The organism is Cupriavidus sp. SW-Y-13, assembly GCF_009793345.1.
GTDB lineage: Bacteria > Pseudomonadota > Gammaproteobacteria > Burkholderiales > Burkholderiaceae > Cupriavidus.
The window spans coordinates 56,878-83,747 of record NZ_WHLX01000005.1 but is presented as its reverse complement, the minus strand read 5'-3'; the positions used below and the strand labels follow the sequence as shown (position 1 = coordinate 83,747).

Below are 26,870 nucleotides of genomic sequence, written 5' to 3'. Positions count from 1 at the left end.
GCCGAAATGGGACTGTTCTCCAAATCGGAAAAGGCCAAAACCGGCATGGCCGGTATGAATGGCGTCACCGTGCTGACCGGCAACGGCGCGTCGTTCATGCCGGCGGCGTCGGTCGAGCCCACCCTCGCGCCGCCGCCAGCAGTCGCGACGGAGATCGGCACGGCAGATGACTTGCCTGTTTTCCTCAGTACGCTCTACGAGGAACTGAGTCTGTCGCAGTCCCTGCGTCACTCGATCTGCCCGGTGCTGGTGTCGGAAGGTAGCGGCGCTGCCGGTCGTGGCACCTTCGCGGTGATCTTGACCCGAGAGATGGTCAATTCGGACGTCACCGAGGAAATCCTGCGCCAGCTGCGTCTGCGTTACGACGCGGCGACCCCGATGTTGCATGTGGCCGCGCCGCAGGTGATGGTGACGCTCTCGCGCGGCGGTGTGGATCCGATGGGCTTGGCCGACGGCACGCCTGCGACAGGCCGCCGCCCAGCAAGCGCGCTATGGCACAACTTTGAAGCCATCCTGCGCTTCACCTTACGGGAGACGGCCTCCGACATCCATTGGGAGATCGTCGACCAGGGCACCCATTCGCAGATCCGGTTCGCCATCGATGGCTATCTGGTGGACCCGCCCGAGTTTCGTATGGAAACCGGTGTGCTGCTGGACACGCTGTCGCATATATTCCAGAAAGGGAAGGGCGGCTCGCACAACGCGTTTTCACGCGCTTTACCACAGCAGACGAGCATTCGCACTCGCGTTGACGGGCAAAGCGTCGTCTGCCGCTGGGCGTCTGCGCAGAGCGTCAACGGTCATCTGACCGTGATGCGGGTTCATCGCGAAGAGGCTCAAACTCACATCCTCGACTTTGTGGAGGATCTGGGCTACTTCCCGCAGCAATCGGCGCTCCTGGATCGTTGCACGTTGAACCTCGGCGGAGGCACCGTGTTCGTGGGAGTGGTCGGCTCCGGCAAGACCACCTCCGCGCAGGCCGTGATGCAGCGGCTGCCGGCATGGATGAACAAGATGACTGTGGAAGATCCGGTGGAGCTGATCGCACCGGGCACGCATCACTTCTCGGTTTCCCGGACGCTGGATGCTGGCAACCGCGACGAAGATCCGTTCATTGCGATGAAGCGGCAGATCAAGCGGATGAACCCCCATTTTGTGATGGTGGGGGAATTGCGCGATCACGAGTCCGCCGGTCTCTTCCGTGACGTCGCCGGTGCAGGCCTGCGTGCGCTCACGACCGTCCACGCCCCAAGTGCCCTGACGGCGCCCGATCGACTGTCCGACGGTGAGCTTCGCATCCCGCGCAGCGTTCTGGCTACGCCCGGCTTTATCAACCTGTACGTCTACCAGGCGCTGCTCCCGAAGACCTGCTCCTGCGGCCTGCATGGCGCGGAAATGAAGAACGTTCTGGGCGCGGCCAAGCTGCAGCAGATCGAGCGACTTTTCAAGTTCGATGTGGAGGGCATCCGTCTGCGCAACCCGGCGGGCTGCGAACTCTGCGCCCGGCCGAACTTGCCGGACCTGAATGGCGCACGTGGGCGTACGGTGGTGGCCGAAATGTTCGAGCCCGACGAGCAGGATCTCGTCTACATCCGCGACGCCATGAACATCGAGCTCGCGGCCTATCAGCGCACCAAGCGAACGACAGGCTTCGATATCCCCGACAGCACGGGCAAGACGGTATTCGAGGTGGCCATGTACAAGGTCTTCGCCGGGATCGTGGATCCGCGCGAAGTCGAACGCATCACGTCGCTGGACGCCTATGAGGCAAAGCGCCAGCGTGAAATGCAACGGAGAAATTGAGTGCTCAAATCCATGCAGCGCTTTGGCCAGATTGTGCAGGGCAAGGTTGTTGGTCCCGGTCTGCGTGCCGGCGACCGCGTATTTGCCGACCGTCTCTTCTGGGCCAAGTTCCGGTTCCGCGCCGAGCGCGGTACGTACTACAGCGCACTGGCCAAGCGTATTGCCGCGATGCCCGGCGAGCCGATATCGAACTTCTTTGCCAAAGATGCCGCACGCCGGGCTGGTGAGCCGCTGGGAAAGCTGTCGGCGCATTGGCTCGCGCGCTTCGAAGGCCTGGACGGGGAGAAGCAGCAGTCCACGGTCACGGAGATCTTCCGAGGGACGGTGCCGGATGAGGACATCCCGATCCTTGCCGTGGCAGAGCAGGGCGGCGACATTCGAGAAGGACTGGAAACGCTGGGTGCGAACCTGCTTGCGCTGAAAGAGGCGCGCACAGGCATGGTCGCCATTCTGACCGGCGTCGTCTTTACGTTCCTGATCCTTCACGTCTACTTGGGGACGATGGCGTTCTACGCCGGCCCGAAGATGGAGAAGTCGTTCCAGGCGCTGCTCGATCCTAGCCAATATGGCCCGCTTGGCTCTGCATTCCACATCGGAACGACGTTCCTGCGCCATTGGGGCTGGCTGTTGCTGGCTGCCGAGATTGGCATCGTCCTATGGACGGCGCGGGCGCTGACGCGATACGTCGGCAAGCACCGGGGCTGGATGGATCGGAACCTGCTGCCGTTCGACTTTTTCCGTCGCTTCCAGGGGGCGCAGTTTTTCGCGGGGTTGTCCGCTGTGACAAAGCGCGTCGGCGGCGATCGTAAGAGTTTGTCGGCAGGTCTGTCGCTGATGCGGGACAACGCGTATCCCTACCTGGCGTACCACATCGAGCGCATCGAGCTGAACCTGGAGTACATCCCGAACGAAGGGGGCAAGGTCTTCGACACGGGCCTTTTCGACAAGGACACCAGCTTCAACATCCAGGATATCGCCGAGTACGAGGAAGACCTCTCGAAGATGCTGAGCAAGGTGGCCGCAGACATGCTCAAGGATACCCCCGCCTTGATGCTCAAGAAGGCTGCGGCTTTCAATCGCCGTATGTCGGTTGCGATGGCGTTCCTCATTACAGGCTTGTCGTTCACCCCCTTCTTCATCGCTATGGAGATGAAGGGACGTTCCCAGATTGTGGGCATGTCGAAACAGCATGTCGCGCCGTCAACTGTCACCCCCCAACCTTGATTTCAATTCCCCAGGAGATTTAAAAATGAGCCAACAAATCAACGAACACGACGTCTCGATCGAAGCCACGAAAGCTCCGGCGCTGACGCCCCTCAAGGATCGGCCGATCAGCTCGAAGAGCCGGCTCGGCCGTCAGCGCGGCGCCGGCATTATCGAGGAGTACGGTATCTACCTGCTCGTTGCCGGCATCGTGCTTATCGCCGTGCTGGTGGCCTTCGCCCGTACGCTGACGGACACTGAAGTCCAGCAACTGACTTCCGAGTTGAACTCGGTGGTGGGCAAGACGAAAGCGACCTACCGCGGCCAGTACAGCAAGGTCTCGATGTCCGGCCTTATCAACAACGGCATCTTCAAGGATCTGACGACTATGACGGTGGCGGGCAGCAACGTGATCGTCCAGCCCGGCGGTGCGCAACTGGCTGTGGCGCCGGCGCAGCTGTTGAGCGCGAACGATGCCATCCAGTGGACGCTGTCGCAGCAGCCTGACGCTGCCTGCAGCTCCCTCGTGGCGGCATACCAAGGTAGCGCCGGCAAGATCGTGGTGAACGGTACCGTCATCAAGGCAGTGGGCGGCTCGGTCGATCCGTCGCAGATTTCCTGCTCAGGCGGGAACAACACGATCAACATCGTCGTTGCCTAAGCCTTGCCGCCAAAAGCGATAGCAAATTGCCGAGCTTTTGAGCGGTAATACTCTGCTGATTGGCTGCATGATACTGAGGTATAAGGACCCGGCCGTGTGGCCGGGTTTCGCATAAGGAGAACCAAGATGCTGATGACGGATGCCGCCTTTCAGCTGACGATTTCTGCGGTGGGGCTGGCCACGATGGTCTACACCACGAACAGCGCCATCGATGACGCCCTTGCGATGGGCACTGGGCAGTACATGCAGAACGTGGCGCAGGTCGTGAACACGTACGTGTTTGACAATATGACTGTGCTTGCCGCCAGTCCGACAACACCAACCAGCATTCAGGCGGGCAGCGTCACTGCAACCGTACCCAAGCCGTTGCAGCCGACGATTCAGGATCTGGTGAACCTGCAGTTGTTGCCCATTGGATTCAGTGACAAGAGTCCATTGGGCATCTCCTTCACTATCAATCTGACGCCCACAAACTGCGCATCCGGTCTGACTAATTGCACGATCCCTGGGCAGATGTATTCCACCGCCGGTTATCGGGATGCGACCGGCAATATCCGGTCAGACCTGATGGCAGCCGCAGTTCAAATGGCCGGCGTGGATGGCGGTGCCTCATACGCGGAGAATCCCGCCCTTATCACTGGAATGGCGGCAAGTTGGTCGGCGGCGAACCCTTTGCCGGGAACGCCGGCCGGCGTGCTGATGATGCGAGTAGGTAATACCTCACTGCTCGCGCAGTCCATGAATCAGTTCTACAAGCGCGACGGCTCGCTGAATCTGACCGGTCCAATGGATGCGAACAACCAGGCGATGAATCGCGTGGGGAATTTCCAGTCTAATGGTTCTGTGTCGGCAGCCGGGAATGTAGCCGCGAGCGGTAACGTTACGGGCAACCTCGTGGCAGCCAACGGGCTTCAATCCTACGGAAACGCATCCATTGCGGGAATCGTAGGTGCCGCTCAAGTTAACGCCTCTGCGATCCAATCGTACGGGAACGTGAGGGCGAACGGGTCAGTTGTGACAGACGGCTATATATACGCTGCCGGTGCCTTGGTCCCTTCAACAGGTACATCGCAGCAAGTGTTTGACGGACAAGCATGCGGGGACCCCCAAGGGTCGATTCGGAGCGACGCATCGGGCAAGATACTTTCTTGCCAATCGGGTGTGTGGAAGGCTGCGTCCGGTGGTGGGATGGGCATACACTCTATGACATGGCAATATGGAGGCTCGGGCGCCGCGAATAGTTACCCGATGCTCTGTTATTACAAGGCAGGGTCACCGGGAATTTATCAGGGGGCTGGCGCCTACTCGACGGACAATCGTGCCGGATCCGTTGCGGACGCATTTTCGCCGTTTGGCGACAGGGGATATCGGCAGACCGATGGATACGCGTGCCCGCCGGGCACTGCGTGGGTCCAAGCCTTCCCCATCATTCAAGATGGGGGCGGCAACGGCGGCTAACTCAGGTCGCTCTTGACCCCAAAAAGCCCCGCCGCGACGGGGCTATTTCTATTATTTTAGCTGTGAAAAGGGCAAGGAATAGGATGCCAAGGGCAGGCAGTGAGCGCCAACGACCTCACCGTCAATCCGCTACTCTTAAGCACCCTTACCGGTGATGAACGCGTGAAGGCCGCGTCATTCTCCGAAGATAGCAAAAAAAACGGCCAGCAGGGCTGGCCGTCATACGCCGTGCGAGGGGCTTACTGGCACTTCAGAACGACGACCCCAGTAACGTCCCCACTCGTGGGGGTAGGGATGGCATAACCAATGGCCAAGTACGGCTTCGTTGCAGAAGGCCCAAAAGTCTGAACTTGCTGCAGAACGCCGCCGGCAATGAAAACGCCGTTGAGAATTGAGCCGGTCACAGCTGCGGTGGCGTGCGCATCGGAGCCGATGGCGACGTCGAGATTGAAGCTGTCAAGCGTGGCAAATGTCAAATCAACGACTGCTACGGCCGAGTTGAGCTTACCCGGAGCAAAGTTGCCGCTTACAGCGGTGGGGCTAGTGCTCGCTACGGCAGAGCAATTCACTTTGATATCCGGGGCTCCGACAGTCAAGTCGGGAAGGAGCTTAATCGGCCTCCCTACGGCGTAGTGGGAACCTTGGTTGCTGTTGATTGTGCCAACAGAGCTGCCACCGTCAGTCCACCGGCCAATGGCGAAGTCACCGTTGCCCGCTACGTCCACGACCTTGCCGGAACTGAGCGTCACCAGGCTATTTGCGTCAACGCCGAACTGTGTGTACGCGCCTTCGGCAGTCGCCTTCTGGAACTGAGCCGCGAAGCTAGCCGAGGAGATTGTGCCGGTAACAGTCTTCGTGGTCGATGAGCCCTGCGGCACGAGGATGACGGCAAGAGGGTCACCGGAAACCACTGTGGCGCTACCCTGAACGGTAATGGTCGGCGCGGGCGGCGTCGGCGTTGCAGGCTGCTGCGCCGCAGAAGCGCTATCGCCACCGCCGCCACCACAGGCGGCCAGGGTCAGCAGTGCAGCAGCAGAAACGATGGAGAGTGCGAACTTGGTCTTTTGCATTTCTTCTTCCTCTGTTTTCGGTATGGACCGCGGCTCGATCTGAACCGCTTAATTCCATCCTACGGGCTTAATCCGCTTGTCAAGCCCGTGAAAAAATCATCGGCCGCGATTGTTAAGTGCGGCCTGAATCTTCTGGTCGGTTTTGTATTGGCTCAACGCATATGCCGACCAAATGGCCGCCGGAATCCAGCCGATCACTGTTGCCTGAAGTATCAAGCAGACGACGCCGGCGAACGGTCTCCCGATCGTGAAGAACTGCAGCCACGGCAGCAGAATGGCTAGGAGTAATCGCATCGTTGCAAGCAAATGGCAAAAATGACAAGGGCAGAAGGATACATCACCGCCCATTTGACTATTCGGCAATAAAGCGCCAATTTTTACCCCACGTCCAGGGGGTGCTGGCTAGGACGTGTACAGAGTCTTTCCACACGAATTGCACAGGTGGTATTGGCGAGCGACCATGAAACCGGTCTCCCTCCACAGACGAATGCTCCGCGAGCCGCAGTAGGCGCAGCTGACGCCGTGTTGCGTTTGGCACTGCGGATGGGCTTGGAGATACTCCGCCAACCTCGGATGTTTCCGGCTGGGGAGCAAGATCAGCGCAACGAGGCCAATCAACGAGGTGCAGAAGCAGATCGCTGTCCAGAGAAAGCGATTGCGGCCTACGCGAGGGGCCAAGAAGAAGGCGAGTATGGCTGGCAGCCAAAGTGCGATGTACATAAATACTATTTCTTCCTCTTTCGGGAATCAGCGTGTGGGCCACCGAGCGCGCCACTGCAGTTCGGGCAGGAGAAATTGTGGCTGAGTTCGATGCGGGGAGCCGTGTTGGCAATGAGATAGGGAGTCCTGCAAACACGGCAGGGCGCCAATTCTAGCGTGGCTTCTGTCGAGATAATCCGACAGATGTGGCACGCTCGGTCAGCTGAGATTTTCGAAATCGTGCCAAAGATCTTCTCGAACAGGTCGTATGCCGCGATCAATGCCTCGGGGACGTTGGCACCGAAGGACTGCGCTATCCTGTAGAACGAAACCATAGCCGTGGCTTGGAGGCGATGCGTGGCGTGCTCGAAGTACCAGGCGGTAGAGGACGGGAGTTGGCCGGAAGGGGAGGAGTCGCCGTGAATTTGTTGGAACTGGTTCCGCGTGTACGTTCCGCTCATCCCGAGCAACGACGCCACGATCGACGCGCGGAATCTCTGACGGATCATCAGATCCGAGTAGACGCGCTTGGCGACCGGCTCCAACGTGAGGCGTGTCCAACTATGTTTGCCAGCGAGTTTGTCGGCACGCATCGGCGTCGCGGCAATAAAATGGTGCGCAAGGGTGTCGGGCATGATGCGGCCCGTATCGAAGTCGATCCAAAACGGCTTGCTTGGAAGCCGCCACTTGAAGATCGGGAAATCGATCCGGGCGATCGCGCGGTCAAGCACATGTTGGGGTAGCGATCGGAGATACTCTGCGAGATCCTTGCTCAGTCCAAGAAGCGGTGCCGCAAGGATGCTGACGTGGAGCAGTTCTGCCAGCAGCCAGATGTAGTGGCGGTTGTTATAGAACAGTCGCAGCTTATCGTCGGTGTCCCACGGCGGCATGTTGGAGCGCAGCTCATCGATTGCCAGTGTGGTCGTTGTGTTCTCTGCCAAACAGCGCCAGTCCTGCACATCGGTGAGCGTAGGCGTAACGACGAGGAAAGGCGTGCCCATCAATTCGCGCTGCGTGACCTCGGCTTGACGAACGCGCTCCACATTTTCATGCCCGATCTGGAGCGTAGCCTCAAGCTCGGGGTGGTGCGAGAGAATTTCTGCCAAATGGTCGGTCAGATGATAGTTGGCGGAGCGAATACGGTCTCGTGTCATTCGCGAAAGCAGCAGTCGTTCGAAATCCGCTGTTGGAGATTGGGCTTGCATGATGTACTCCTTTTCTTATGCGGACTTCAGGGCTGCACGGATGTCCGCCTGAAGGCGAATGACAATGCCGTCGAGCACGCTCAATGTGGGGCGGTATTTTTCAACCTCTCCGTCAAGCTGGACCGCCAACTGGGCGCTAGCAAACGTCGAGACGAGCGACTCGAACATCTGGACGAGCTTCCGCAGGCTCTCGCTGGCACGGGTGCGACGGTCCAACGCGTCCTGGTTCTCGGAAATTTCGTGGTCGATTGCGTCGCGCTTGCTCTGAAGGGCGGTCAATTCTGCCTGGGCAGCAGCCAGTTGCTCATTTTTGGCGGTGAGCGCTTCCTCGAGCGACGCGTAGCCTGGGGGCACGATCTCGATGGGGACGGTCTCGGGGCGGGCATGGGCCTTGGAGTAGGCGATCCGCGATTGAAGCTCTTGCTTCTCCTGTTCGAGGTCGTGAATCTGCATTTGCAGCCGGCTGAACGTGGCATTTTGACGCGTCAGCTCTTCGCGTGCTGCGCTCAGCGCGGTACTGTTCGCATCCGAAGCGGCCGTCAGTCGAGAGATTTCGGAGTTCAGTTTGCGGATCTCGAAGTCTTTTTCCGTGTTCTCTGCGACAGTGCTCGCGAGTTCGCCGGTGGCGATGTCTAGCCTGTTTTGAACTTCTGACAGGTCTTCCTGTTGCCGGCGAAGCTTGTCGACGAACTTCCGGATGTTGTCTCGGTGATACGTTGGGTCCGTTTCCTTATATTCGATGACGGCGTCAATCTCATCGTCCGTATAGTCATTACGGCGAAGAATCATAAGTTCGCCGACATTCAACTTCGACAACGCGCCGTTATGGCTCAAGAAGCGCCGGTAAAGGTTCAGGTAGAGCTCTGCCTTGCTTCGGGATAGCTCAAGATGGTTCTCTGCGATGTGAAAGAAGAGATCCCAGCCGCGAGACCGTGCGGCTCTTGAATCGCCGTAGTGTGTGACGGCGATCTCGGTTGCGGAGTCGTGAATTTGCTGCAGGTCCGCGCCCAGGTCAAGAATTAGACGCTTGATCTTGTCCGTGGTGCGTTGAACGTTCCGGATGCATTCCAGCAAACGGCTCAGCATGTCCTCGCTGACCGGGATGTCGCCGAAAGCCTGGCGCAGTGCAAGCGCGTATCGTGCCGTGTCTGTGCTTCCCGCGTAGTTGACGATATCGGCCTGCTGCTCGGCCTGAGCTTTCTTATCTTTACCTTGAGGCATTTCGACTCTCTGTTGATGTCCCGACAAACAGCGTATCGGTCTGAACGCGATGTCAAGCTAACGTGAAGGTTACGAAAGCGAGGGAGCGTTCAGATCGGAGAAAGCTCGCTTTTTCGATGCGGCTTTTCCGGAGGGGAGTGGAAAGCTGTTTGCCTAAGGGTGTCTTATCGGGACGCTGGAGCCTTGCTTGTAGGCACTTACCCCTATGGTCAGGGGTCCATATAAGCAACGTTTAAGACAAAGGTAAATAAAAGTAAAGACGGGGTGCGTGTATGCGTTGGCGGGATTTCTGAGCACGCTCATCGAAAAAAACCAGAAAGACGGGCCTTTTTTGTGAGCTTTCTCCAATGTCTTGGCGACGTTTTGCCCATAGCATCAGAATCATCCCCGCGTCATCGACGCATCGACTCGCACCAGATAGCTCATACGGTGCCATCTCACTGACGCCTTCTAATCCCAGCGTGCTTACGCCATGCCAATGAGCATGCCGCAAGCGCGTTGCGCCCGCCATCGGATTCCTTGCTCCTCGAGCATCGAATAATCGCCCGGCATCCGCCAGGAAATCCCCCTATCAACGTTTCTCGAGAGAAACCATGGAATCCTTCGCCAATAACCTGATCAAGCGCCCGCTCAAGCTTCTCGCTTTGGCTATGGTGTTGTATCTGGCTTCACAGTCCTTCATCGTTGGTGTGTTTGTCACTGTTGTTGCGTTCTTCTTTCTGAAGGAGAAAGCAATTCAGTGGAGCAAGGTCGTACCAGCCGCCCCCAAGGTGTCGATGCCTGATGTCCCAGCGAAGCCGCAAGCGACCGCTGAGCAGCCGGCACAACCACCCGAGAAGCAGTACGAACGCTCGGCCGTGGTCACGCCTATCCGTCGCACCGGAACGCACGATCGTTCCTAATCCCTAGTCGCCCAATCCTGGGCGGCCTCATTCCACCTGTCGCGGGTATCCAATACCCGCCGACAGGTGGGTCTCTGGATGCCTGTCCGGAGACCATCATGGAAACAAACACAGCAGGATGGCAGCTGGACTTCTTCGGTGAAGCGGCCGCCATCGTTGTCCCGCCTCCCAAGCTTGACCCTTTGCCTGACCCCTCGCATTGGAGCGAGGCGGTGCGGGAGAAGATGGTCGATGCGTTGATCAGCCTGGCCTGTGACAGCCGTCGCGGCGACAACATGCCTGAATCGTTGATTGACTGCGCAGAACTCTTGCGCGCTCGTATCCGAAGGAAGCCGCTCGATCATGAGGAGTACTGCATGACGCTCGGTTGGATCTTTGGATATTGGGACGGAGCGCTTCCCTACATATACGTCTGTGCAGTGTGTGGCGTTAGCCCCGAAGTGCTGCAAGACGTTGTCCTCAACAATGCCCGACTGAAGGCTGATCTCGAAGAGGTCAGGCAACAGTGCTGCGGCTCTCTTCTCTGAAATCTCATGTCGCTTTTCAAGTTCATCAAGCAGGCGACTGTTGCCATCCTGGGGCAGGGTGCCAGTACAGCCGCAGAAGCCGCAGAAGTAGCTGTTGGAACCGGCGCGGATAACGAATACGAGATCTTCATCAGCGGCGTGCCGCATCTCTTCCGTGATGAGGGCGACTGCGTTGTCCATTTTCGAGCGGAGTTCGATAGCCTGATCCAGCAAACAGCGTTCGGCTCAAAGCTGCTGCCGGAGGTGTTTCCTCGTTGGACCAAGGTGCGCGTCTACGACGAAAAGGGCGTGACGCCCAAATCGGTCGCGGAAACGGTGATGCGTGACGCCAAGCAGCAGCCCACGCAGTCGTCGCCGGTGGAGCACAAGGCGGCCCAAGAGACGCACGATGGCCGTGGTCTGTCGGATCGGCGAGGCTCTGCCATTGCGCGGACCGCGCATACCACGTCGCACGAAGAAGCTTCGTCAGCTGACTACACCGTCGGAACGCTCATCGAATGGGGCGAAATGGAGTTCCCCAACCGAAAGCAAGGTGGCAAGCCAACTTATACGTCTTTCGCCGTGAAGCTTGACACCAACAATGGTGTGAAGACGCTGCAGGGCGAAGGCCTCAAGGACGTCCTGGCGGACGCGCGCTCTAAAGTCGGTGAGCGCGTCGGCATCAAGCGTCTCTATAAAGAGAAAGTTCTCGCTTTTGACCAGGCGACCGGTCGTCCCATCTTCGAAAAGGGCACGCAAAAGCAGAAGCTTTGGGACCGTTGGGTCTGGTCCATTAACCGTATTCATTGACAAGGAAACAACATGGCATCCGTAAACAAAGTCATCCTCGTCGGCAACCTCGGGGCCGATCCTGAAACTCGTTACCTGCCGAGCGGTGACGCAGTTACCAACATTCGCCTCGCAACGACGGATCGCTACAAGGACAAGCAGTCCGGCGAGTTCAAGGAAGCGACCGAGTGGCATCGCATTGCCTTCTTCGGGAAGCTGGCGGAGATCGCTGGCCAATATCTGAAGAAAGGCTCATCCGTCTACATTGAGGGCCGCATCCGTACGCGCAAATGGCAAGACCAGTCCGGCCAGGACAAGTACAGCACAGAGATCGTTGCTGACCAGATGCAAATGCTGGGTGGCCGTCAGGGCGGACAGTCCGGCGGCGATGACAATGGTCTGGACGAAGGTGGCAATGCTGGTCAGCGCACCGGCGGTGCTGCACAAGGCCATCGACAGTCGCAACGCCACGCTGGGCAACAGCCGGCTGGAGGTTACGGCGGTGGCGGGGCGCAGCGTGATGGCTTCGATCAGTTTGACGACGACATACCGTTCGCGGCTCCTCTGGCGCTCGATGGGATACCGTTCCGGCGCTAAGGCAGCCGGAGCCAGGCGTCGAAATTTCAATTTGCAACTGCTGCCGGGTTCCCGGTAGCGGTTGCACCTTCCTTACGTTGCCGGCGATTCGCTGCCGCGCCACTGATTCTTCCATCTCCCTCGAAGCGCCATGCTGAAAAGACCTTCTGGCTACCCGCCGGGATGTCTTTTGAGCAAGCGTTCCTTCGCCTGTCTCAGGCATCGACAAACCTACTCCACCTGGAGCATCCCATGAAAATGAAAGATCTGAGCGTGATTGTTGCGAGTTGGGAATCCCGTCAGTGGGATGCACTCATTGCAGAGTATTTACCTGCTGGCGTCCTGACGGATGCCTTCTGGAGCGGTCGACCTTGCCCTTGCCCGATATGCGGTGGGAAAGATCGGTTCACTTACACCCGCAAGCGTGATCGCGGAGATTGGGTGTGTCGCAAATGCAATAACGGAAATCCTGGCGGCGGTGACGGCCTCGAGCTGGTCCGCCGATACACCAACATGTCCTACTACGAGCTGAAGTGTCGGCTCAATGGCGCGGCGCCGCCGGCGCCATTGCAGCTACCCGATCGGCCCGTGTCGACGCGCAAGCCGCTTGATTCGGCGGCAAAGCTGCGTCGGATCGAGCAGCAGTGGTCCAAGGCATCGCCTCTGTCATCGGGTGACCTCGCGATGCAGTACCTTGCCGCCCGGGTTCCTGGGCTACGCGCCCCGCGGCCGCAGTCGTTGCGGTTGGCCGTACAGGAGTACTGGCACGAGAAGCAATTGATCGGACGGTTCCCGACGATCGTTGCGCAGTTCACGCTGCCAGACGGCCGCATGGCAACCGTGCATCGGACATCGTTGGATCCCAATCGGCCTGAGAAGGCCACTGTGATCAGCGAAGACGGGGAGATTCTTCCCTCGAAGCGCAACGACGTGTCGGCGCTTCCACCGGCGGGCGGTGCTGTCCGCTTGATGGCGCCGCGCAATGGCGAGTTGGGTATCGCCGAAGGGCTGGAAACGGCTTACGCCGCGTACATGCAGTTCGGTGTGCCGACCTGGTACTGCCTTAACCGTGTACTTCTCAGCCAGTTCGTTGTACCTGACGGTCTTGGTATCCAGACGATCCACATCTTCGCGGACTTCGATGCTGTTGATGTGAAGACGGGGAAGTCGCCCGGCGTAGCCGATGCGCTCGCGCTTCAAAGGCGCTTGCGTCAAGCCGGCTTCAAGGTAGTGCTTCATCGTCCCAAGATCCGAGGCACGGACTTCTGTGACGAATGGCGAACAGAGTTCCAGTTGCGCCAGATTTCTCAACAGGCGGTCACCGCCTGATTTTCCCCGCCAACCGGCGGTTCTCTTTCAACCTCTGCCCCGTGGGTCTGTCCCACGTGGGCGGACTCCCAATGTGGCAGGATCTCTCAGGAGAAATGCAATGCCGCAAAAGGGTTTCACCGCGATCGTGAACAAGCTCCATATCCAAGCCATGCGTCGCACTTTGACTCGCGATGTTCAGGCCAATCAGTCGGACGCGCAGTTCTTCGACGTCTATCGACGTGAACCATCCGGTGATATGACGTTGGTCGAGAAGGGCCTTTCATTTGACTCGGCGATGGATTATTGCCTGACGCCCACGACGGTACATTGAAGCGGACCCATCCCATTAAACACAAAGCCCGGCAAATGCCGGGCTTTTTTATTTCCGCGCGCCGCTTTTATCAGGCTGGCTTCCGCGCCTTGAAGCCGCGGTAGCAAGCGACGGCCGCCTCCAGTACGCAGTAGCAGATCACGACTGCGAACACGAAACGGTTAATGTCGTGGTTGGTCGAGAGGTAGTCAAAGAACTTCATATGAATTCTCCTGAGGTTTGTTATAGATTGCCACACAACTCGCTGAGGTCAAGCGTATGTCTAGTATCGGGCCATTGCGTCATTGAGTGCATCGATGTCCAGGCCTGCCAGCGGATCGAAATGGTCGTCGCTCGGTTCTTTCATGGCATCGGCGGTCTGCATCGAAGACGAACGGGCGGCGCCGTCAGGTGTCGCAGTGGGTGGTGCCACTGGCGGCTGGCCTCGTAGCGGCGGCGCGGAATCCCGGAACTCTTCTTCCTGGGTGACAGTAGAGGAGTTGGCGGATTGCAATGGGTCCGCCTCCGCCACGCGCATTATCGGTGGGCTTGCCATTAGCGGCAAAAGCGCGCCATCGGCTCCACTCTGCAGCCCCGCCTGAAGGCCACGCATAGCGAGCATTCGCAACATGAAGGAACGCTCTCGTGCCCCGGAGAACTGCCGTACATACGCGAGCAGCTCCGGTTCGGACAGCGTCACGGTCATCTGCAGCTTGTCCATGACGTCGCCTTACGCCTTGCGGTTTGCATGCCGCGCAGCCCCGATCGCGTAGAAACCGCGGACGTTCGCGAAGCAGGGTGCATCCATCATGTGGATGACATTGAGGGGAAAGGCGGCGCGGATCGCCGGCGCATAGATCTGTGCACCGCCGCCAGTCAAAATGATCGCGCGCAGATCATCAGTACGACCGACGCGGGTCTGAATTTCCTTGACTGGTTGCTGGGTGATCGCCAATGCTTCGGACAGATAGGGGCCAATATCGAGATCCTCGCCAAAATATACCAGGGGCTTGGATTCCCGGATGGCCTTGTCGATGCGCTCGATGCCCGCGTCCGGCTGGCCACGGTCAGCGGTGATCAGGCTCGCGACCTGCTGGTAGACGCGAGCCGCGCCGCCGGGCACACCACCGCTGCGGGTGTCGTCCACCGTGTAGCCGCGTGCAACCACCCAATCGGTGGTGAAATAGCCTACGTCGATGACCAAGTAGGCGTTGTCGGGATCGTATTGCTTACCGCTTTGCTGAATGTAGCTGATAAGGGTGCCGAGCGGCTGAGGCAGGGGGAGTACATTGCCAATCTGAATCTCGCCCCACCCGAAATCATGCGTGCCTGCGAAGCGGTCTTTCAGGTGGGCGGCGTATTTCTGGGTGTTGTGGACCGGCAGCCCCAGAACGAGGCGCTCTACCTCGCGCGCGCCGGCGTAATGAAGGGCACCCGCCAGCAGCGCAGCATAGTTTGACGTAGCTGCGAAATCCTCCGACAGAGATCGACCTGTATGTACGTGCGCACCGCTGATCGATACGTCCGGTCCCACTTGGTATCGCGCTCCATCCACTTCCACGGTGACGACGTTGCGTGATTTGAAGACGCCGCCGCCGAAGCTATTCAGCGCGGTGTTTGGCGCGAGCGGTGCGAGGGACGGAAACATGTTCATGGCGATCTCCGAGCCCTGAGCCCAGGCTGACTTGGTGTTGCCGTAGCCTACGTCGATGGCGAAGGTCGTGTGCTTAATGTGTTCGGCGTGTTGCTTCATGACCGCAATTCCTCTCAGATGGTTTGTGTTGCTCTGCTCGATGCGCCAGTTCGGAAACGTCCGCACAAGTCCCACCATGTCCTAGTTGATGGCACCAAGTCCCACGATGTTGGTTCAGTTTGATGCCACTATCTCGGACATGGACGGATCAAGTGCCAGTTGGTCCGACTTGGTGGCACATCGTCACAGCCCACTCTACCGTCGCAAAACCAAAGTCAAGTCCGCAAAAGCTCGCCAAATTAGGCTTCGATACGTTGCCACACGCTTGAATCGTGGTTTATGCTTGGCGCATCTACCGCGTCCCCGACGCATCGACCTCGCCGCCATTTGCGCGGCAAATCTACCCTCTGAATCCTTCCTACAAATGGGTTTAGGGGCGCATCTGTCCGAGCCGCACAATGTCGCGGCATTTTTTTCAATCGGCTCAAGTACATACTGGCCCACACTGAGGACCCCGGACACCGCGATACCAATTGGCTTTGCGGTCGGTTTTGGGGAATGAGCTGAAATGAGGACATGTGCAAACCGGACACCCGGACACATTGTTGCCTCTATCTATTCCACTAGCCCAGCGGCGAGAAGCGGGGTATGCGAACGGTGAACCCGATACACGGCGGTTCAGATGTCGCTACCTGACGGGCAGGACGTGGGTTGAACTGATCAACCAGACGCTCCAACTTCATACGAACGGCGTGCGCGGCCGTAGAAAAGAACAGCGCAACAAGAGTTACGCGGGCGGCGTAGCGTGGTGCTTGCACCATGTGGCGTTCATGTTGGGGAGCGGTTCCCTCCAGCAACCGGGTAGCCCGTCGAGCCTATTGCGCGTAGCGCAGTTGGTTCGATCGGGACAGTCATGCACGCTTCTTCCGCGTGAGGGCTGACCAGCCAATGGAATCGCTAAAGGACCTGGAAGAGCAGGGCCACGGTCGGTGGTTAAACGGCAGAGAGGGGCGTTGAGGCCAAACGCGGTGTTACGGGGGCATCGCGTGATCGCACAGCGTCGAGAACAGCAATTAGAGGAGCGAAATCATGCGCCAGGCGGCGGTGTTCGACATCCGGGGCCTTTTGGCTAAATACGACCTACCCACACGAATGAAGTCCGAGACCGAGGTGGTACTTTCGGACAATCTGAGGAAGATCCTTAGCCAGACACGGATGAGTCTCAAGAGCGCGTCACTCAAAACGCAGGAGCGGCGGATGTACACCGTGTGTCGCTCACTCGCGGAGCTCCGCGAACTTGGCCTGATGATCGAGAGCCCTTACTCGCTACGGCACAAGCACATTCAGGCATTGGTCGAGTACTGGGTGCGGGAAGGACAGACAGGGGGGACGATTGAGAACAAGCTCAGTCACCTCAAGGCCTTCTGCCAATGGCTTGGCAAGCACGACCTCGTTCGTCCGCTAAGTGCTTACACAGATCGCGAGGAGAATGGACTCGTTCGGTCATATGTGACGACGAGAGACAAGTCGTGGGAAGGATGCGGTGTGGACGCTCTGGCAGTGATCGCCGACATTGCGAAGGATGATCCGCGTGTAGCCATCCAATTGGAGCTACAAGCCGCATTCGGGTTACGAATTGAGGAGAGTTGGTCGCTCAAGATCGCTACCGCATTGAAAAACTTGGACACACTGCGGGTCGTCGACGGTACCAAGGGTGGCCGGAAGCGGGAGGTTCCCATTCGACTTCAGCTAATGGTTCTGGAAAAGGCGGCACGCGTCATCGATCCCGTGAGTGGGTCTACGACTCCGGCTTCATATTCCATGAAGCGCTGGCGAAACTACTACAACGCGGTTCTGCGGAAGCACGGTGTGTACAAAAAGGGCCTGGGCGTAACGAGTCACGGTTTGCGGCATGGGTGGGCACACCAGGTGTACGAAGAGGAGGCGGGGGCACCGGCGCCAGTCAAGGGTGGCGCGGCGCCGGACCTGGAGGCTCATCGTCAGGCAATTCAAGCGGTCGTTCTTGCTGCTGGCCACAGTAAGCCGTCGAAGAGTGGCGCCTATTTGTCGACCTTTGCTGCGATGGCTGCCGCCGGCAAGCCCGAGGTATCTCGTGAAGATGCCGAGGCGGCATTGCGCAGACACAGCGGTAATAAGAGCAGAGCCGCTTCGGAGCTAGGGATAACGCGCCAGAGTCTATACCGGCGCATCGCAAGCTAGATGTTTATACGCGCTGCTGCCGACAGCGTCGGCGCGAAGGTAGGCGCGGTTAGGCATCGGCGATATGGGCCCCCTTCGCCTGAGCGTGCTCATGCTAAAAAACCGGAAAGCTCGGACTTTTCTGCTGTCTTTTCGGGGAATTTGGGTGACCGCGGCATGCTTGAATCGGATTCCCTCTTAAAATTGGAGATTGAAAATGACGAAGGCAGAACTGATCGATGCGATCGCCGCACGTGTCGATGGCTTGTCCAAGACGAAAGCTGAGCAGGTGCTCAATGCCACGCTGACCGCCATCGTCCAGGCGGTAGCTAAAGGCGAATCGTTGAGCCTGGTGGGGTTCGGAACCTTCAGCAAAGGGACAAGGGCCGAACGGCTTGCCCGAAATCCCCGCACCGGCGAAGAGATCACGGTCGAGGCGGCGAACACTGTGAAGTTCAAGGCTGGGCAGCGTTTTAAGGACGCGGTCAACGCGGTGCCGCATGGCTAAGGAGTGCGCCGCAGGCGAGCTGCCCAAGTACATGTCCGTTGCCGAGTTGCTTAATGACTCAGGAGAGGTTCCACAGCGCATCGATGTGACGAGGTTTGAGTACAACGGCGTGCGTTGTCATGTATATGGCGTCTTGCATGGTTTGACCGGCGGCACGAACCTCCAGTACAAGGCCCTCGTGGAACGTACCATCGCGGCAGCTTCTGGTGAGCTCGTATTCGGTGAAACGAAGTTTGCGAAGCTCTACCGTGGCATCCAAGTCGAGATGGACGACTGGACCCAGATCCCGCTCCGGGACGCTTTCGTCATGCAGCTTAAGGCGGCAGCGACACCGGCACGATTGTTGCAACTGAGTCGCTGCATATGGCGGGAAAAGCGGACGGCGGCAGACCGGTTTGGGCGCAACGGCCATCGACGACTGCAGGACATCGGTGGCTCGGCGGCATATCACGCGATATCGCCTGCGGAGCGGCGCAGGATCGCCGGCTTTCCTGCGCCAGCCGAGTATCTAGAGCTCAATTGTCAGAGGCGTGTGGGGAAGGGCGACAGGGCAGGTCCGGTTTTCCCCGACCAAGACTACAGCTGGCTCGCGATGATCGAGCCGGAACTCAACATTCCATTGCGAAGCGTTTTCATGCTGGAATTCGCCGTGGAGCGTGCACGGCGTTTGGGCGCGGCCGATATCTCGCTTTTCGTCGGTGATGTACATAACTCGGACATGGAATGGCTCGCTGCCTGGGACGGGGCCGCCGCTGACGGTCTCGTTAGCGCTACGGTAGCGCAGGTTCGGAGCCGTGCTCGCGAACTCGCCCATGCCGCACGCCCATCGCGATTCCGGTTTGTGGCTGCTTCGCTTTGCGGTGCAGCCGTTCCGTTGTCGCTCTACTACGGTGCGCTAGCCTATTGGCTACTACGCTGAAATCTGTCGGCGCTTTGAAGGCAAAAGAGGGGTCCGCAGGCCCCTCTTTTGTCGCTTTTGAAAGGAACATGTTCCTTTCGGCGCTGGGGCCATCAGCGTCTAACGCGCGTAGGCAAGAATGATGGTGGCGAGCGCACTGGCATCGCCGACAAGGCGGTTGAGCGACGGCGCAGCAGATTTATCCCCAAGCGATTCACCCGAGACTAGCCATGCGAATGCTACGCGGCGGGAGATCTTTTCGCCAGGATGCGGCGTAGGCGCTGGCAGATCGAGTGCCGAAGCTCGCTGCGCGCGAGTCAGCGCTGGGAATGGGTCGACGCCCGTGAAGTGCGCCAGCTCTTCGATGCTGATGGCGCTGTATGCCGGCGTTGCGTCGTTGCGGACAACATAGGCGCCGGCACCGACGCCGGGCACATAGATAGCCTTCCATAGGTAATCGGGGATCCGAACCCTACCGTTGAGGGTCGCACTGTCGCGCGAGAACATAGGGCCGGTGACCACCTGGATGGCGCCATATTGTCGCGCCAGCCGACGCGTCGAAGTCTCGATGTGGCTCCACGTGCGACGGTTGGATACGCTATTCTGCGGCACGATGTTCGCCAAGCTGAAGCTCTCGGCTTGCGATGCCTTGTCTGCGAAATCACCGCTTGGCGATAGGTGGCCTCGGTCCCAGCCAGATCGTGCGAAATCCGCCAGGCGTGCTCGATCAGGAGCCGGCAGACGATCCTCTTCGTAGAAATCGCTGTCTCGCGGCAACGTGCGGGCTGCGTCCACGGCTGCGGCTGTGAGGCGCTCCGCCGACCACAAGGCAGTGCGGGTCTGGCTCGAGTAAAGAACGGCGTAGGCCCGGTAGCAGAGCAGGCGGTTATTGCTCGCCGCCTGTGCGACCGTGGGCGTGCCTGCGGTGAGAACGTGCGGGCACTGCGCTGTGTCTTTGGCGGACGCCGCTGCCGTGCCGAGCGCCAGGGTGAGTGCTACTGCGAGATGGCGGATCATGCTGGAAGTACCCTGAGTAGTGAAGACACTTCTAGCTTGCCTGCACCTCGGAAAAGTCAAGGTTGCCAATGATCCGGCAGGCCATCGATGGCCTTGCCGATGAACTCCTGAAGGTCTAGCAGCGGCCAAACCTTGTCGACCAGGGACTCTTCCGCAATCTCCGCGCACATTGCGGGCACATGGTCGAAGCGGACCATCGGGGCGCCATCGATGTAGATAATCTTGGCGCGTTTCAGAAGCTTCTGGTAGCGGGCCGCCTGCGAGACGACGGTTTCCGGCGGGTCGACGTGCTTGAACTCATAGCCGGGTTCAGCGAGCGCCGCGGCCATAGCGGCGAACTTGGGGCCGTTCTCTTCCCAGTCGGTGCTTGTAGAAGCGACCAGGTTCAGGAAGTAGGGGATATCGGATGCAGTGAGCGCGCGCCGGGCCGTCATCGCAATGGCTTGCTGATCCGCAGGCCGGTGTTCGACGCGGTTGTTCCAAATGGCGCTCAGCTGGGCAAAGACCGTATCCGTATCTCCCGAATCCATTCGGATTGGCGGGGTAGATATGCCGCATTCCTTACACACAATGACTGCCTGCACCCGGCCGGCGATGTAGAGGGGAGCGCCGTCGCAGTGGGCGCATTGGAGGAGGCCGCTGGGCATGGCAGGGTCCGGTGCTGAAAATCCCGGGATTATGCCTGCCCGCGACATGCGCCAGTCAGAATTGGCCGACGGGCTGTTCGGTGATCGGCTCCCGGAAGGCCAGGTACTCGCTTGTCGTACTGAGAACCTCGCGCCGGGCGGTGCATTGAAAGCCTTGCAGCATCTCGGCGTGATCGCGCAGCGCGGCGCCGATCTGCCAGAACTCATTCAACCAATGGCCAGGCGGACCCATTGGGCCCCCCAGTTGGCCGGTGACGATGGCGCCGCGGATGGCCAGGACGGTTTCGGGCTCGGGATATTCCCGATCTTCTTGTTCGTTGTGTTGCATGCTGAGTCGGTTGTGTTGCCTATGCGCGGGCGGGGTCGAGGTGACCGCCGTCGGTGTTGGAGGGGGAAAGTTGGGGGGGCGGAAAAGCGTCGTGGAGGACGCCATCGAGGAGGCGTCCGGCCGCTTTCTTGCCGACACGATGCATGATGGTCACGGGGAAAGCCCCGTGGTCACGCGTCCGCATGAAATCCTCCCCTTTCGTGAGCTGCTGCCCATGCCTGTCGATACAAATGCCACCGGCGATCCAGGTCTGTGCTTTGTTCACCCACTGCTCGAACGTGTCGAAGCTCCGGAAGACGGCCTCACCGGTCGTCGTCAACACGGCGTTTGTGTGCCATTCCCCCCATTGCTTCAGGAGGAAAGGCACGCCGGCGGCTGCGCACTGGTCGCGCAGGCTGCGGGGCCATGCGGGCAGCATGTATCGAGAACCTGTACCGGATTCGCCGCCAGCGATGATCCAATCGATGGCGCCTGGATCGTACTCGTTGCCCGAGGTATGCAGTAGCTCTCCCGTGGCGGCGGAGAAGACGTCAACGTGGCCAAGCAGCGGCTCCATCGACAGGAAACGAATCTTCGCCGGCGTGCGGAGCAGCTTCGGGATGTCACGGTCCGCCTCGGCCTGGTTCACAATCGTTGCACCGAGCCAGATATCGGCGGGCGCATTGCCAGCGAGCCAGGTGGCCAGCCACGGCACGAGTGGGTTTTCGGCGAAGTCTTCGCGCGACATCAGAACGTTGAATGCCTCGCTCAGCCGCTTCATAGCGTTGCCGATGCGTTTGGTCAGCACCAGCTTGTCGAGGTTCGGCGTCTGGCGCCAGACATCGAGCAGGTCGATGAACCATTCGATGGGCACCTCGTTGTCGAAGACATCGGCCAGGCTCGCGCAGAAAACGCGCTGGCGGCGCCCGTGAACCGCGGCGAAGGCCGCATGCGCGGCGTTCCACCGGAACATCTTGCGCCAGTTGCCGGCGCTTGTGCGGCGCCGTAGCGCACCTGGGCCCCAGTTATGGGCAACACCCCCGCCAAACCGGGCATTGCGCGTCTCAGCGTAGCAATGGTCGCAGCCGGGGCCGACCTTCTGGCAGCCTTCCCAAGCGTTAAAAGTGTGGTCGGTCCATTCAATGTTCGTGTTTTCGCTCATGAAATGTGGTCCTCGAAGAGATCCCGGGTGCGGGTATCTCGTTCTGATTCTTTGGTAACAGCCGACCGACCGGAGTCGGCCTGATGGGCTGCAACTGATTGACCGGCACCGGCAACGATTCGTGCACAGTGCGGGCAGCGCTTGAACCCACGCGGGACACGATCGAGTGGGATCCAACGGGCGCGCGGTCGCATTTGGCGAGCTGTGTCCTTCGGCTTGTGTCCGCACAACGACGTGCCGGTTACCGGGTCAACGGTGTGCACGAAGAAGCCGCCATTTGCACGGGCGAGAAACGGGGTCGAGTCACTATGGGTCAGTCTTGCGTACTGCGTCGTGAGAGCCTTGCTGCATTCCCAATGAGCACCAGTGGCCCCGTGGTAGCCTTGAGCGCGCTCCACACGGCCACCACAAAGCCAGCAGGTGCCGATATCCCGGTGCTCAGCAATGGTCTTGCCGAAGTAGCGATCGTCCTTGGACATCATGGGCGCCTGGGTGCGGCGAAGTAAATGCCTGTACCACAGTGCGCGCAGCCAAAATGGTGGCGCTCCTGTGCTTCGGTCCTATCTGCAGGGGGCGGGCAGCATGGGTGGGCATTCGCGCGCACGAGGAGTTCGACAAGACGCAGGGCAACCAGTTGGCGATCTTCTTCCTTGGACTGGCCGAGCAGATCCGCCGCGATTAGCGATGCAATGTGGCTGACCAGATGCAACGGAGGGTGAAAGGGGGCAGCTTTGGCAGCCGGCACGCAGGGAACACCGGCGTCGGCCGAAGCGTCATGGCCAGCCACAACGCCTGGCCGTTGGGCGGAATTGAGCGTGTCGCACACCCATTGCACGATCACGGCTTTAATGTCGCTCGCGGGATTGGTGTCGAAGTTCTCACTGAAAATGCGCAGCGTGCCGCAAGAGATCACCCCATTGCCGCCACGCCAATGCCCGGTGAACGGTGGCGGTCCACCGGCCGGCGCTGTAAGTTCGGCTGCCAGATCCTCGATCAGGGTCGCGGCCGCTTCGAATGCGTGCGCATCCTGGGTGATACCACCAGCGACTTCCTCCGGGGAACCGATTTGGACCGAGGGATCTGCAGTGATGGCGGAGGCCACCGCACGACAGGTGCGCGCTTTGCCGCGGAGTTCATGAATCCAATACTCGATGCGGTCCTGTGTGGGCAGAGGTTCTGCGGTGAGACCGTATGCTGGTCGCTCATGCTGCTGGGTCTGCGTCGACCACGCCGTGCACTTCGTGTCGTGCTCGTCTTCTTCGTCGCAGACTTCATGCTCGCAGCGGTCGTTTGTCCACGCCGACGGTGGCGTGACGGTAAGGGCGGCACGTCGGACCAAGTTCATCACGGTTTCGACGATCCTGTCCCCACCCATTTCCATGACGTACCCGCCGTCCAGCGTGTGCAGGACGTGCTCAATCTGAAGCCGGGCATCGGCCTCAGACACTCCTTCGTCTAGTGGGACGAGGGCGGCGCGGATCATGGCCATGTCGCGGACACTGGCTTGTGCAGTTGCAGATTCAGCTGGCACGCTCAACAAGCCGCAGGCGGGGTCGAGCAGCGCGTCCATCCGATCCAAAGCCTCGCGGAGTTTACCGCACGTTATGTCTTGCCGGGAGAGGAGGGGGGCGAGATTGGTATCGATCCAGTTCTGAACTTCGGCGCCGCTCCACATCTTGCGGAGTGCGGCGGGGAAACGGGGAAGCGAAATCATGGTGTGAGGGAGAGGACGAAATTATGGTGTCATCAGCCTAGCCGCTGGCGTGCAAAGTCAAGTCGGGGCGACCTACGCGCGCGTCAGCCGATGTGGAAACGGGACTGGATCGCATCCAAGGTGCGGCCGTCGTTGGGTTGGTCGAGCCGCTCCAGTGAATCCAAATCAGCTTTCCAATCGGAGCCGCAGATCAAGGATCTGCTTCGCCATCTCACCCCTCCACGGTCCGCTGATCGCGCATGGCGGCGTGCTGAATGCGCTGGAACTCACGCTTTGCGCTCGACTTCCTTCCGTCGTTGTTGCTAGGCAACTCGGTCGCATGAACCACCATGCATGTCTCGCAGCGCGCCTCATAGGCAGTCGCCTCCCCCGTTCCGCGACCCCCTGAAATTGGGAGTATCCAGACGGTTTTCTCTCCGCCGCATTTGTGGCAATCGAAATCCATCACGTACCTCCCTTCGCATCCGCCCCCGCCTCGCCGCTCTGGGTGCGTGCCTTCGCGTTGGCGCGGAGAATCAGTGCGGCCAAGTCGTCAATGGCTTGGTGCCGCGAGCCGAAAGCCTGCGTCAGCATGTCAATCAAGCGCTGGTCGCCCGGCTGCGTGACGTTGATCGTTGTGAGATCCGCCTGCGCAGCGGGTGCCGGCGCCGCGATCATGGCACAGACTGCCTCGGCAAATGCCACGATGGTTTCCGGCTCCAAGCCAGTGCCGTATGGCGCTATGGATGACCATGCCGCGTAAGCCTGCTCAGGCGTCAGCTTCGGCGCTGGTGCGGCGGGCGCAGCGATGGCTTCGAGAGTTGCTGGCACTGTCATTTCTGCATCGTTGTAGATCGAAGCGCCAGGAATGCGCGTCATCGTGTTATGGGCGTCCCATGCAATTTGCTTGCGTTGCTCCGCCGTCAGCCCTCGCCCCGTCGCTGCGTTGCTGGCATCCTTGGCAGGATCGGTATTGGGCGCGGGAGGAACCGCTGCGAGCATTACAGCCCAGTCCTTGCGACGGCGGTCCCAGCGCTTCACAGTCTCGCCAACGCTGGCAGGCACGATTCGCCCGATGTCAACCGCATGAAGCATTTCCTCGGTCGGGTTCACGGGAACTAGCATCCAGCCTTGCGGGATCGCAGCGTTGCTGACATCCCCAGATTGGGCGGCGAGGATGGCGCGGAGCTCGGTGGCGTGCAGGTCAAGGCCGCGATTGCGCGCGACTTGCGCCGCAATCGTCAGCCCCGCCTGGCGTGCGTTGCCGTTGGTCGTGCCACCGGCATCAAGCGTGCCGTTTTCCGTGACTGTCATGCTTGCTCCTTGTATATGGTGAGGATGACAATTGAAACCTTAATCGCGAGCCGTGCGTTCGCGCTTTGCTCGCACTTTTTGGTGAAGACGCAAAACATGTGCGTTTCGTCACCCTAGCGGGCAACGTTAGAAGTCAAGGTGGAAAGCGTCCTTGGAGCGTCAAAGGGAGGGCCTCGCCTTTAGCCAACCCAAAACGGACTGCAGCCGCTCGCAGCAGCTCGGTATCGACGTTGTCCTCCGCCAGCGCGGTGAGCACGGCGCGTGCGAACCCGTGGAGCGCCGCCAGTTCCTCGCCGATAGGTCCCTGCGTGTAGAGGAACAACCCGTTCTGCATGCGCCGCACCGCAGTCGTCTCCGTAGCCATGCGCAGCAGTAACGTTTCTGCCGTGTCGTGGCTGACGCCAAGATGACGCTGCAGGAGCACAACAGACGCTGCGCGATGCTCGTGGACAAGCGCAATTGTCCTTGCGAACAGGGCTTCGCGATCAGCGTGCATCGTGCGACGGTGACTTGGCTTGGGGCAGCGGCACTTGGGTGAGGGACGTCGACACCGCATCCCATTCGACAAACGGGACACCCTGTGCACGATAGTGCTGGCGCTTGGCCGCCATACGCGCGTCGTACTCCGGGTTTCCGGTCATGCCCAGCACCTCGATGACGACCTCCGGTTCGACATCAGTCAATACGAAGTCGGGATGGACGACGGCGCGGCCAATGTGGCGCAGGGGCTTGCGGAACGCACGGCGCTGGGCGACCAGGTGATCGGCCATAGCGACTTCGTACGACGAATCGCACGGCAGGAACTGGCGGTTCGCGAGCATTGCGGCCACGTTGACCACGGTCAGGTAGCCGGCTTTCGATCGCTCAACCAGCAAGACGGCGACGCAGCGTTGGTCGTCCTTGCCAAGTGCCGCCAGGGCCCCGCCGAAAGAAGATTGCAGGCGGGCGTAGATCTCGGCCGCCATGAAGAAGCGCTGCGTGCTCTGGCGCAACACCAGCTTGCCGCCATACCGGGTGGCTCCGTGCGACTCGACCTCCCCGATTACGATGCCGCGCGGGTTGCCTGTCGAATTGGGGGCGAGGCGGGCCTGCCACGCGTCGAATTCGGCCAGGATTTCTGTCTTGCGCGCCGGGTCCCATCGTTGCATGACGTGCAGCAATTCAGCGGCGGGCTTGCCGTTGATGTGGCAGTCGGCTAGCTCCGTGGTCAGCTGGGACCAGCACGCGTTCCAGCCGCGCGAGCCGTTGCCGGACCAGACGTTCAGTCCCGCTTGCTCCCACGCGTACTCGAGAAAGGCGAGCAGGCCTGCGGAGCGCCGCTGGGGCTTGGTGCTCTGCGCTTGCGGGGTCCGTTGCACGGTCTTCGCCGGCGTTCGCGTGCTTGCAGACAGCGTGGCATCCAGGCGGATGTCATGGCGGCCGTCGCGCACGCGGAAAGCGTCGAGGCTGTCGACGACATTGGTCTTGGATTGCGCCTGCCGATGGAAGGGGCATGCGCCGCCGTGGTGATGGGCCTGGTCCGGCCAGCGCGCCAGCAGGAAGATATCGCGGTGGCGTCGGATCACCAGCTTGGGCCGTGGACGGCTGGAGGTGCAGCCGCATTCTGCGAACCCTTGTACGGTCTTCGCGCGTTCCAGTTGCCGGGCATAGCGGCCCGGGTCTTCCAACACATCGCCCAACGGGAACTCGGTCCCGCCAATCCGCACCGTGATCATGAT

Annotated in this window: 29 protein-coding genes; 13 read left to right on the top strand and 16 right to left on the bottom strand. The window is 60.0% G+C overall.

Features of this window, described 5'->3' with window-relative positions; all coding sequences use genetic code 11:
- Positions 1–6: 6 nt before the first annotated feature.
- The 4 genes from GA566_RS32020 to GA566_RS32005 all read left to right on the top strand — a co-directional run bounded on the left by GA566_RS32020 (position 7) and on the right by GA566_RS32005 (position 5,125).
- The gene (locus tag GA566_RS32020) at positions 7–1,803 is read left to right on the top strand and encodes an ATPase, T2SS/T4P/T4SS family (RefSeq protein WP_137927667.1); all 1,797 of its coding nucleotides are present in this window, start codon (positions 7–9) and stop codon (positions 1,801–1,803) included.
- Complete coding sequence (locus tag GA566_RS32015) at positions 1,804–3,027, top strand: pilus assembly protein TadE (RefSeq protein ID WP_137927668.1); 1,224 nt, start codon at positions 1,804–1,806, stop codon at positions 3,025–3,027.
- 25 nt (positions 3,028–3,052) lie between these two features.
- The gene (locus GA566_RS32010) at positions 3,053–3,667 is read left to right on the top strand and encodes a type 4 pilus major pilin (RefSeq protein WP_137927669.1); all 615 of its coding nucleotides are present in this window, start codon (positions 3,053–3,055) and stop codon (positions 3,665–3,667) included.
- A gap of 126 nt (positions 3,668–3,793) precedes the next feature.
- Positions 3,794–5,125 (top strand): adhesin, encoded by a 1,332-nt coding sequence (locus GA566_RS32005; protein WP_137927670.1) that lies wholly within the window; start codon positions 3,794–3,796, stop codon positions 5,123–5,125.
- Between the two features lie 239 nt (positions 5,126–5,364).
- Here GA566_RS32005 and GA566_RS32000 read toward each other — a convergent pair whose 3' ends face one another.
- The 4 genes from GA566_RS32000 to GA566_RS31985 form a co-directional block, all read right to left on the bottom strand.
- On the bottom strand, positions 5,365–6,195 hold the full coding sequence (locus tag GA566_RS32000) for a hypothetical protein (protein WP_137927671.1): 831 nt from the start codon (positions 6,193–6,195) through the stop codon (positions 5,365–5,367).
- A gap of 96 nt (positions 6,196–6,291) precedes the next feature.
- Positions 6,292–6,489 (bottom strand): YqaE/Pmp3 family membrane protein, encoded by a 198-nt coding sequence (locus GA566_RS31995; RefSeq protein WP_137927688.1) that lies wholly within the window; start codon positions 6,487–6,489, stop codon positions 6,292–6,294.
- A 431-nt stretch (positions 6,490–6,920) separates the two neighbouring features.
- A complete protein-coding gene (locus GA566_RS31990) occupies positions 6,921–8,099 on the bottom strand; it encodes a FlhC family transcriptional regulator (RefSeq protein ID WP_137927672.1) in 1,179 nt (392 codons plus the stop codon).
- A gap of 15 nt (positions 8,100–8,114) precedes the next feature.
- Positions 8,115–9,320, bottom strand: a complete 1,206-nt coding sequence (locus tag GA566_RS31985) for a hypothetical protein (protein ID WP_137927673.1) — start codon at positions 9,318–9,320, stop codon at positions 8,115–8,117.
- 593 nt (positions 9,321–9,913) lie between these two features.
- Between GA566_RS31985 and GA566_RS31980 the strand changes: the two genes are divergently transcribed.
- From GA566_RS31980 to GA566_RS31955, 6 genes are all read left to right on the top strand, one after another.
- Positions 9,914–10,222: a hypothetical protein gene (locus GA566_RS31980; protein WP_137927674.1), complete on the top strand. Its 309-nt coding sequence runs from the start codon at positions 9,914–9,916 to the stop codon at positions 10,220–10,222.
- A gap of 98 nt (positions 10,223–10,320) precedes the next feature.
- Complete coding sequence (locus GA566_RS31975) at positions 10,321–10,749, top strand: hypothetical protein (RefSeq protein WP_137927675.1); 429 nt, start codon at positions 10,321–10,323, stop codon at positions 10,747–10,749.
- Between the two features lie 6 nt (positions 10,750–10,755).
- A complete protein-coding gene (locus GA566_RS31970; RefSeq protein WP_137927676.1) occupies positions 10,756–11,538 on the top strand; it encodes a hypothetical protein in 783 nt (260 codons plus the stop codon).
- Between the two features lie 12 nt (positions 11,539–11,550).
- A complete protein-coding gene (locus GA566_RS31965; RefSeq protein WP_137927677.1) occupies positions 11,551–12,114 on the top strand; it encodes a single-stranded DNA-binding protein in 564 nt (187 codons plus the stop codon).
- A 237-nt stretch (positions 12,115–12,351) separates the two neighbouring features.
- A complete protein-coding gene (locus GA566_RS31960; protein WP_137927690.1) occupies positions 12,352–13,422 on the top strand; it encodes a primase-helicase zinc-binding domain-containing protein in 1,071 nt (356 codons plus the stop codon).
- A gap of 100 nt (positions 13,423–13,522) precedes the next feature.
- Entirely contained in the window at positions 13,523–13,735 is a 213-nt protein-coding gene (locus GA566_RS31955; protein WP_137927678.1) for a hypothetical protein, read from the top strand.
- Positions 13,736–13,805: 70 nt separating this feature from the next.
- On the opposite strand, the gene GA566_RS33610 is transcribed toward GA566_RS31955, so the two are convergent.
- From GA566_RS33610 to GA566_RS31945, 3 genes are read right to left on the bottom strand one after another with little or no spacing between them, the layout of a single operon-like run.
- Entirely contained in the window at positions 13,806–13,937 is a 132-nt protein-coding gene (locus GA566_RS33610; protein WP_255459743.1) for a hypothetical protein, read from the bottom strand.
- Positions 13,938–13,997: 60 nt separating this feature from the next.
- On the bottom strand, positions 13,998–14,435 hold the full coding sequence (locus GA566_RS31950) for a hypothetical protein (protein WP_137927679.1): 438 nt from the start codon (positions 14,433–14,435) through the stop codon (positions 13,998–14,000).
- Positions 14,436–14,444: 9 nt separating this feature from the next.
- On the bottom strand, positions 14,445–15,467 hold the full coding sequence (locus GA566_RS31945; protein WP_137927680.1) for a PRTRC system protein D: 1,023 nt from the start codon (positions 15,465–15,467) through the stop codon (positions 14,445–14,447).
- Between the two features lie 1,029 nt (positions 15,468–16,496).
- Between GA566_RS31945 and GA566_RS31940 the strand changes: the two genes are divergently transcribed.
- The 3 genes from GA566_RS31940 to GA566_RS31930 all read left to right on the top strand — a co-directional run bounded on the left by GA566_RS31940 (position 16,497) and on the right by GA566_RS31930 (position 19,033).
- A complete protein-coding gene (locus tag GA566_RS31940) occupies positions 16,497–17,627 on the top strand; it encodes an integrase domain-containing protein (RefSeq protein ID WP_137927681.1) in 1,131 nt (376 codons plus the stop codon).
- A gap of 196 nt (positions 17,628–17,823) precedes the next feature.
- Positions 17,824–18,114 (top strand): HU family DNA-binding protein, encoded by a 291-nt coding sequence (locus GA566_RS31935; protein ID WP_137927682.1) that lies wholly within the window; start codon positions 17,824–17,826, stop codon positions 18,112–18,114.
- A gap of 31 nt (positions 18,115–18,145) precedes the next feature.
- Positions 18,146–19,033: a hypothetical protein gene (locus tag GA566_RS31930; RefSeq protein WP_237380990.1), complete on the top strand. Its 888-nt coding sequence runs from the start codon at positions 18,146–18,148 to the stop codon at positions 19,031–19,033.
- Positions 19,034–19,132: 99 nt separating this feature from the next.
- Here the strand turns inward: GA566_RS31930 and GA566_RS31925 are convergent, their stop codons facing one another.
- From GA566_RS31925 to GA566_RS31885, 9 genes are all read right to left on the bottom strand, one after another.
- Positions 19,133–20,029 (bottom strand): DNA/RNA non-specific endonuclease, encoded by an 897-nt coding sequence (locus GA566_RS31925; RefSeq protein ID WP_137927684.1) that lies wholly within the window; start codon positions 20,027–20,029, stop codon positions 19,133–19,135.
- Positions 20,030–20,085: 56 nt separating this feature from the next.
- Positions 20,086–20,676: a hypothetical protein gene (locus GA566_RS31920; protein ID WP_137927685.1), complete on the bottom strand. Its 591-nt coding sequence runs from the start codon at positions 20,674–20,676 to the stop codon at positions 20,086–20,088.
- Between the two features lie 55 nt (positions 20,677–20,731).
- Positions 20,732–21,004: a hypothetical protein gene (locus tag GA566_RS31915; protein WP_137927686.1), complete on the bottom strand. Its 273-nt coding sequence runs from the start codon at positions 21,002–21,004 to the stop codon at positions 20,732–20,734.
- Positions 21,005–21,023: 19 nt separating this feature from the next.
- Entirely contained in the window at positions 21,024–22,145 is a 1,122-nt protein-coding gene (locus tag GA566_RS31910) for a phage Gp37/Gp68 family protein (protein ID WP_160475175.1), read from the bottom strand.
- Complete coding sequence (locus GA566_RS31905) at positions 22,142–22,627, bottom strand: hypothetical protein (RefSeq protein WP_137924260.1); 486 nt, start codon at positions 22,625–22,627, stop codon at positions 22,142–22,144. The genes GA566_RS31910 and GA566_RS31905 overlap by 4 nt, the downstream gene beginning before the upstream one ends.
- Positions 22,624–23,859, bottom strand: a complete 1,236-nt coding sequence (locus GA566_RS31900) for a hypothetical protein (RefSeq protein WP_137924261.1) — start codon at positions 23,857–23,859, stop codon at positions 22,624–22,626. Before GA566_RS31900 ends, GA566_RS31905 begins: the two co-directional genes overlap by 4 nt.
- 444 nt (positions 23,860–24,303) lie before the next feature.
- A complete protein-coding gene (locus GA566_RS31895; RefSeq protein WP_137924262.1) occupies positions 24,304–25,152 on the bottom strand; it encodes a hypothetical protein in 849 nt (282 codons plus the stop codon).
- 133 nt (positions 25,153–25,285) lie between these two features.
- Entirely contained in the window at positions 25,286–25,648 is a 363-nt protein-coding gene (locus tag GA566_RS31890; RefSeq protein WP_137924263.1) for a hypothetical protein, read from the bottom strand.
- Positions 25,638–26,867 carry a DUF1173 family protein gene (locus GA566_RS31885; protein WP_137924264.1) on the bottom strand — a complete coding sequence of 410 codons (1,230 nt, stop codon included), beginning with the start codon at positions 26,865–26,867 and terminating at the stop codon, positions 25,638–25,640. Before GA566_RS31885 ends, GA566_RS31890 begins: the two co-directional genes overlap by 11 nt.
- Positions 26,868–26,870 lie beyond the last annotated feature (3 nt).